Origin of the sequence: Halomonas sp., from assembly GCF_041689495.1 — a bacterium.
GTDB lineage: Bacteria > Pseudomonadota > Gammaproteobacteria > Pseudomonadales > Halomonadaceae > Halomonas.
In genome coordinates, this window is the sequence record NZ_JBDNGD010000470.1 from 1 (window position 1) to 4,506 (window position 4,506).

The window sequence follows — 4,506 nt, forward strand, 5'->3', positions numbered from 1 at the left end:
CAGCACCCGGCCCTCGCTGGGCACCAGGAAACCGCTGATTATGTTGAGCAGGGTGGTCTTGCCGCAGCCCGAGGGGCCGAGGAAGCTGAAGAACTCTCCCGACCCGATCTCGAGAGACGTCCTCTCGATGGCGGTGAAGTCACCAAAGCGCATCACTACCTCTGATTCAGCTCACCTCGAGAGCCACCTTCAACACGCCATCGCGTTGGTGGGAGAAGAGGTCATAGGCCTCGACAATCTGCTCCAGCGGGTAGCGGTGAGTGACCATAGGGCCGAGGTCGAGCCGCTCGGTCTCGATCACCTGCATCAAGCGCCGCATGCGCTCCTTGCCACCAGGGCAGAGCGAGGTAATGATCCGGTGATCGCCGAGGCCGGCAGAGAAGGCATCCAGCGGGATGGTGATATCGCCCGAGTAGACGCCAAGACTCGACAGAGTGCCGCCCGGCTTGAGGACCCGCAGGGCGTTCTCGAAAGTCGACTGGAGCCCCAGCGCCTCGATGGAGGCATCGACCCCGCGTCCGCCGGTGAGCTTCAGGATCTCCGAGACCACATCCACCTTGCGAAAGTCCAGGGTAATATCGGCGCCCATTGGCGCCGAGCTTCTCGATCACCCCCCTGCCCAACAGCGTGCGCATCGTCTACGACCTGAAGGTTGCCACCGATCAGGGCGACAGCGGCATCGCCGACTGGGCGCCCCACCTGCTGCACGAGGGCGCGACACACCCCTGCTTCGTTCTCGCCGGCGATCATCGCCGACTGCTCCATGGCTCCTGCCGTCGGCCCCATCACGACGGTCCGGACGGCCTGGTGCGCGCCGATGCCTGGCTGGCCGAGCGCCGCGAGACGCCCGAAGCCTGGCCAGCCTGGCTGCTGATGACCGGCGACCAGGTCTACGCCGATGACGTCGCCGGCCCGCTGCTGGTGGTCATTCACTCGCTGATCGACCGCCTGGGTCTCTTCGACGAGACGCTGGAGGGCGCCACCGTGACAGACAGCCAATGGCTCTACACGAGCGAGGCTACCTATTACCGCCGCGAGGAACTGCTGCCGGACATCAAGAGCAGCGCCGACCCGCGTGAGCGCTTCTTCGGTGGCGTGCGCAAACCGGTCTTCACATCGGCCAACGCCCATAACCACTTGATGACCTTTGCCGAGGTCATCGCCATGTACCTGCTGGTCTGGTCGCCGGTGCCCTGGCGACTGATCGAGGTAGCCCCACCGGCACTGGACGAGGAAAAGGCGGCGCTGTTCCACCGAGAACAGGCGATCATCGAGCGCTTCGTCCAGGGACTTCCCGCCGGGGCCCGGCTGCTGGCCCACCTGCCCTCGCTGATGATCTTCGATGATCACGACATCACCGATGACTGGAACCTCACCGCCGAGTGGGAGCGCACCGCCTATGGCCATCCCTTCTCGCGGCGGATCATCGGCAACGCCCTGCTGGCCTATCTGCTCTGCCAGGGCTGGGGCAATGATCCGGACCGGCTGGTCGAACCGCTGGATGCCGTGGCCAGGCTGCTGGAAACCGCCGATGTCCGGGACAGATGGCTGCCCGCCAAGGATCAGGATGCCGTGATCGAGCAGTTGCGGCGTTTCCAGGGCTGGGAGGTGCAGGTCGACGGGGCGCCGAGGCTGATCATGCTGGATACCCGCACCCGGCGCTGGCGCAGTGAACGCAGTCCGAAGCGACCTTCCGGCCTGATGGACTGGGAAGCCCTCTCGGAGCTGCAGCAGCAGATTCTCGATGCCCCCTCGGTGGTGATCGTCTCGCCGGCACCGATGTTCGGCGTCAAACTGATCGAGGTGATCCAGAAACTCTTCACCCTGGCCGGCAAGCCGCTGCTGGTGGACGCCGAGAACTGGATGGCCCATCGCGGTGCGGCCAGCGTGATGCTCAACATCTTCCGCCATTCCCGCACCCCAGGGCACTACGTCATTCTCTCCGGCGACGTGCACTACTCCTTCGCCTACGACATCCGCATCCGCCATCGCCGCGAGGGGCCAAGGCTCTGGCAGATCACCTCCAGCGGCATCAAGAATGCCTTCCCCGACACCCTGCTCGACTGGTTCGACCGCGCCAACCGCTGGCTCTATGCACCACGCTCACCGCTCAACTGGTTCACCAAGCGACGGCGCATGGAAATCACACCGCGGGACCCGGACCGGGCGAAGGCCGGCGAACGGCTATGGAACGGCAGTGGTGTCGGCCTGGTGGAACTCGATGACCAGGGACGTCCCAGCGACATTCGCCAGCTCGATGCACGAGGCTTCGATGTGGTTTTTCCCGACGACAAACCGCAGAGGTGAGCCCCCATGGCATCAGCGCCTCAGGTCCGGGAACCTTCAGGCAGGCGTTGTCGGCTTTCGACAGATGAAGACGAAGGCGGGGGGAATATTGGCCCAGACGAACTGGCTATCCAGGTCAGAGTAGACCGAGACCAGATAAGGTTGTATCTGCCGAGTGTACTGGAAGGCGATGAACATGCCGCCCGGGGCCAGGCAATGGTGGATATCGTCCAGCAGCCGCTTCTGACAAGAGAGAGTGAAATTGGCGAAGGGCAAGCCGGAAACGACACAATCCAGGCCGGTAACGCCAACCTCGGCGAGTCGGCCGCACAGCGTAAAGGCATCATTCTGCACATCGACACCCGGGTAGCGCCGTGCCAGGTCGCGGCGCATCATCGGATCCCTTTCGAAGCACAGGAAACTGGAATCCGGATGGCGTCGGGTATCGATGGCATCGGTAATCACCCCGGTCCCGGCACCCAGCTCGGCGATCCTGTGGGTCCTGCTCCAGTCGATTCCTGACATCATGGTGCGAATGAGGAATCTGGAGCTTGGCATCACGCTACCGATGGTCGAGGGTGATGCCACGAATTTCTTCAACAACATCCAGCCTGCTGACATCGCCTATCCTCCGTACATGCTCTCGTGAGTTTCACCAATCGAGGCATCACCTAGATTACATCACGGACACGCCGGTCACCCACTGATGCAGGTAAAAGGCAAAGAGAGTGTAGGCCACCAGGCCGATTACCAGGGTCGCGACGGTGCCGGCCATTCCAGGAGTCGAGATTGGCTGGCCCGGCCGGCGACGGGAAGCGCGAAAGTCGAGGACCGCCCAGGCCAGGAAGGCACCGAAGAAGACGATATCGCCCAGTCGGCCATTGGCCAGCAGATGGGCAAAGGCCCAGATCTTGACGGCCAGGATCATCGGATGACCGAGCTTCGCTTTGATATGGTTAGCCGGCACATAGGCCGCCACCAGCAAGATGAAGGCGGGAATCATCAGCAGGGCCACGGCATGGCGAAGCCCCGTCGGAGGCATCCACACCCAGGTCGGATCCAGTCGTGTCTGACCATACCCCCAGATGGCAATGGCCAGGCCCAGAATCGAGACTGCGCCATAGGCCATCTTCCAGGGCAGCTCCCCGCGCTTGGCAATCTGCGTGCGGCGCCAGTCATCAGCGAAGATGCGTACCGAGTGGACGCCGAGGAAGATCAGCAGCCCGAGAATCATCACGACCATGGAAGTACATCCTTTTGCAATGGAGGCATGTCGCTGCGACATGCCGGAAAACAGTTTGCTGCGGAAAAACAGGGGCCAGCTTAGCGGCTGGCTTGCCTGGTCACCACCACCTTGACCCTCCTTCTTCGACAAGACTTGCCGAAAATCGCATCATGGAAGCCAAACCTCATGTCCGGCGACGCAAACCCCATGACTCTCGACACCACCGGTCTCAACCGACGCATGATCCACTTCGACGACCACGAGACGATCTGGCTGTTCGGCTATGGCTCGCTGATCTGGAAGGCGGACTTCCCCTTCATTGAACGCCGATCGGCCCATATCCAGGGCTGGGTGCGACGCTTCTGGCAGGGCTCCCACGACCACCGCGGCACCCCGGAAGCCCCCGGCCGGGTCGTCACCCTGGTCCGCAAACCCGAGGCCGTCTGCCATGGCATGGCCTACCTCATCACCCCCGAGATACTCGAGCCACTCGACGTACGCGAGAAGAATGGCTACCTGCGTGAGGTCACTCGGCTCTACTTCGACACCCTCGCCGATGACGGGGGCGATGAACGAGACAGCGTCGAGGGGCTGGTATATCTCGCCACCGAGGACAATGCCGCCTTCCTCGGTGATGCCCCGCTGGAGGCCATCGCCGAGCAGATCGCTCAAGCCCAAGGCCCCAGCGGTCACAATCGCGACTATCTGCTGAACCTCGCAAGCGCACTGAGGCAGCTCCGGGTGGAGGACGATCATGTCTTCTCCTTGGCCGAGCAGATGCCGCAAGCGCCTCTCCCGGAGATGCCTCGATGAGCGTGACCCTCGACAACATCCGCCTTGCCGCCGGGCGCATCGAAGGCCAGGTCATCCGTACCCGTTGCCTGCCTTCCACCACCCTGTCACAGTTGACCGGTTGTGACGTCTATATCAAGTTCGAGAATCATCAGTTCACTGCCGCCTTCAAGGAGCGCGGCGCCCTGAACCACCTGCTCTGC

6 protein-coding genes and 1 pseudogene are annotated in these 4,506 nt (G+C 62.8%); 3 read left to right on the top strand and 4 right to left on the bottom strand.

Annotated elements, in window-relative coordinates; all coding sequences use genetic code 11:
- Positions 1-153, bottom strand: a 153-nt coding sequence (locus ACESMD_RS14270) for an ATP-binding cassette domain-containing protein (protein WP_372614301.1), incomplete at its 3' end; no start/stop codon positions are given.
- A 13-nt stretch (positions 154-166) separates the two neighbouring features.
- Complete coding sequence (locus tag ACESMD_RS14275) at positions 167-589, bottom strand: zinc-binding dehydrogenase (RefSeq protein ID WP_372614292.1); 423 nt, start codon at positions 587-589, stop codon at positions 167-169.
- On the opposite strand from ACESMD_RS14275, the gene ACESMD_RS14280 reads away from it, so the two are divergent.
- Positions 589-2,307 carry an alkaline phosphatase D family protein gene (locus ACESMD_RS14280; RefSeq protein WP_372614294.1) on the top strand — a complete coding sequence of 573 codons (1,719 nt, stop codon included), beginning with the start codon at positions 589-591 and terminating at the stop codon, positions 2,305-2,307. The genes ACESMD_RS14275 and ACESMD_RS14280 overlap by 1 nt on opposite strands.
- Before the next feature lie 36 nt (positions 2,308-2,343).
- Here ACESMD_RS14280 and ACESMD_RS14285 read toward each other — a convergent pair whose 3' ends face one another.
- Both ACESMD_RS14285 and ACESMD_RS14290 read right to left on the bottom strand, forming a co-directional pair.
- Complete coding sequence (locus ACESMD_RS14285) at positions 2,344-2,907, bottom strand: class I SAM-dependent methyltransferase (RefSeq protein ID WP_372614296.1); 564 nt, start codon at positions 2,905-2,907, stop codon at positions 2,344-2,346.
- A 55-nt stretch (positions 2,908-2,962) separates the two neighbouring features.
- Positions 2,963-3,529, bottom strand: coding sequence for an NnrU family protein (locus ACESMD_RS14290; protein WP_372614299.1), 567 nt, complete (start codon positions 3,527-3,529; stop codon positions 2,963-2,965).
- A gap of 189 nt (positions 3,530-3,718) precedes the next feature.
- On the opposite strand from ACESMD_RS14290, the gene ACESMD_RS14295 reads away from it, so the two are divergent.
- Positions 3,719-4,324 (top strand): gamma-glutamylcyclotransferase, encoded by a 606-nt coding sequence (locus ACESMD_RS14295; RefSeq protein WP_372614303.1) that lies wholly within the window; start codon positions 3,719-3,721, stop codon positions 4,322-4,324.
- Positions 4,321-4,506 (top strand): annotated as a pseudogene (locus ACESMD_RS14300) (threonine ammonia-lyase); the annotation flags it as partial. The gene ACESMD_RS14295 and the pseudogene ACESMD_RS14300, both read left to right, overlap by 4 nt.

What these genes read in the sequence shown, in the direction of transcription:
- ACESMD_RS14275 (WP_372614292.1), bottom strand. Translation starts at nt 589, where the DNA reads ATGGGCGCCGATATTACCCTGGACTTTCGCAAGGTGGATGTGGTCTCG.
- ACESMD_RS14285 (WP_372614296.1), bottom strand. Translation starts at nt 2,907, where the DNA reads ATGTCAGCAGGCTGGATGTTGTTGAAGAAATTCGTGGCATCACCCTCG.
- ACESMD_RS14295 (WP_372614303.1), top strand. Translation starts at nt 3,719, where the DNA reads ATGACTCTCGACACCACCGGTCTCAACCGACGCATGATCCACTTCGAC.
- ACESMD_RS14290 (WP_372614299.1), bottom strand. Translation starts at nt 3,529, where the DNA reads ATGGTCGTGATGATTCTCGGGCTGCTGATCTTCCTCGGCGTCCACTCG.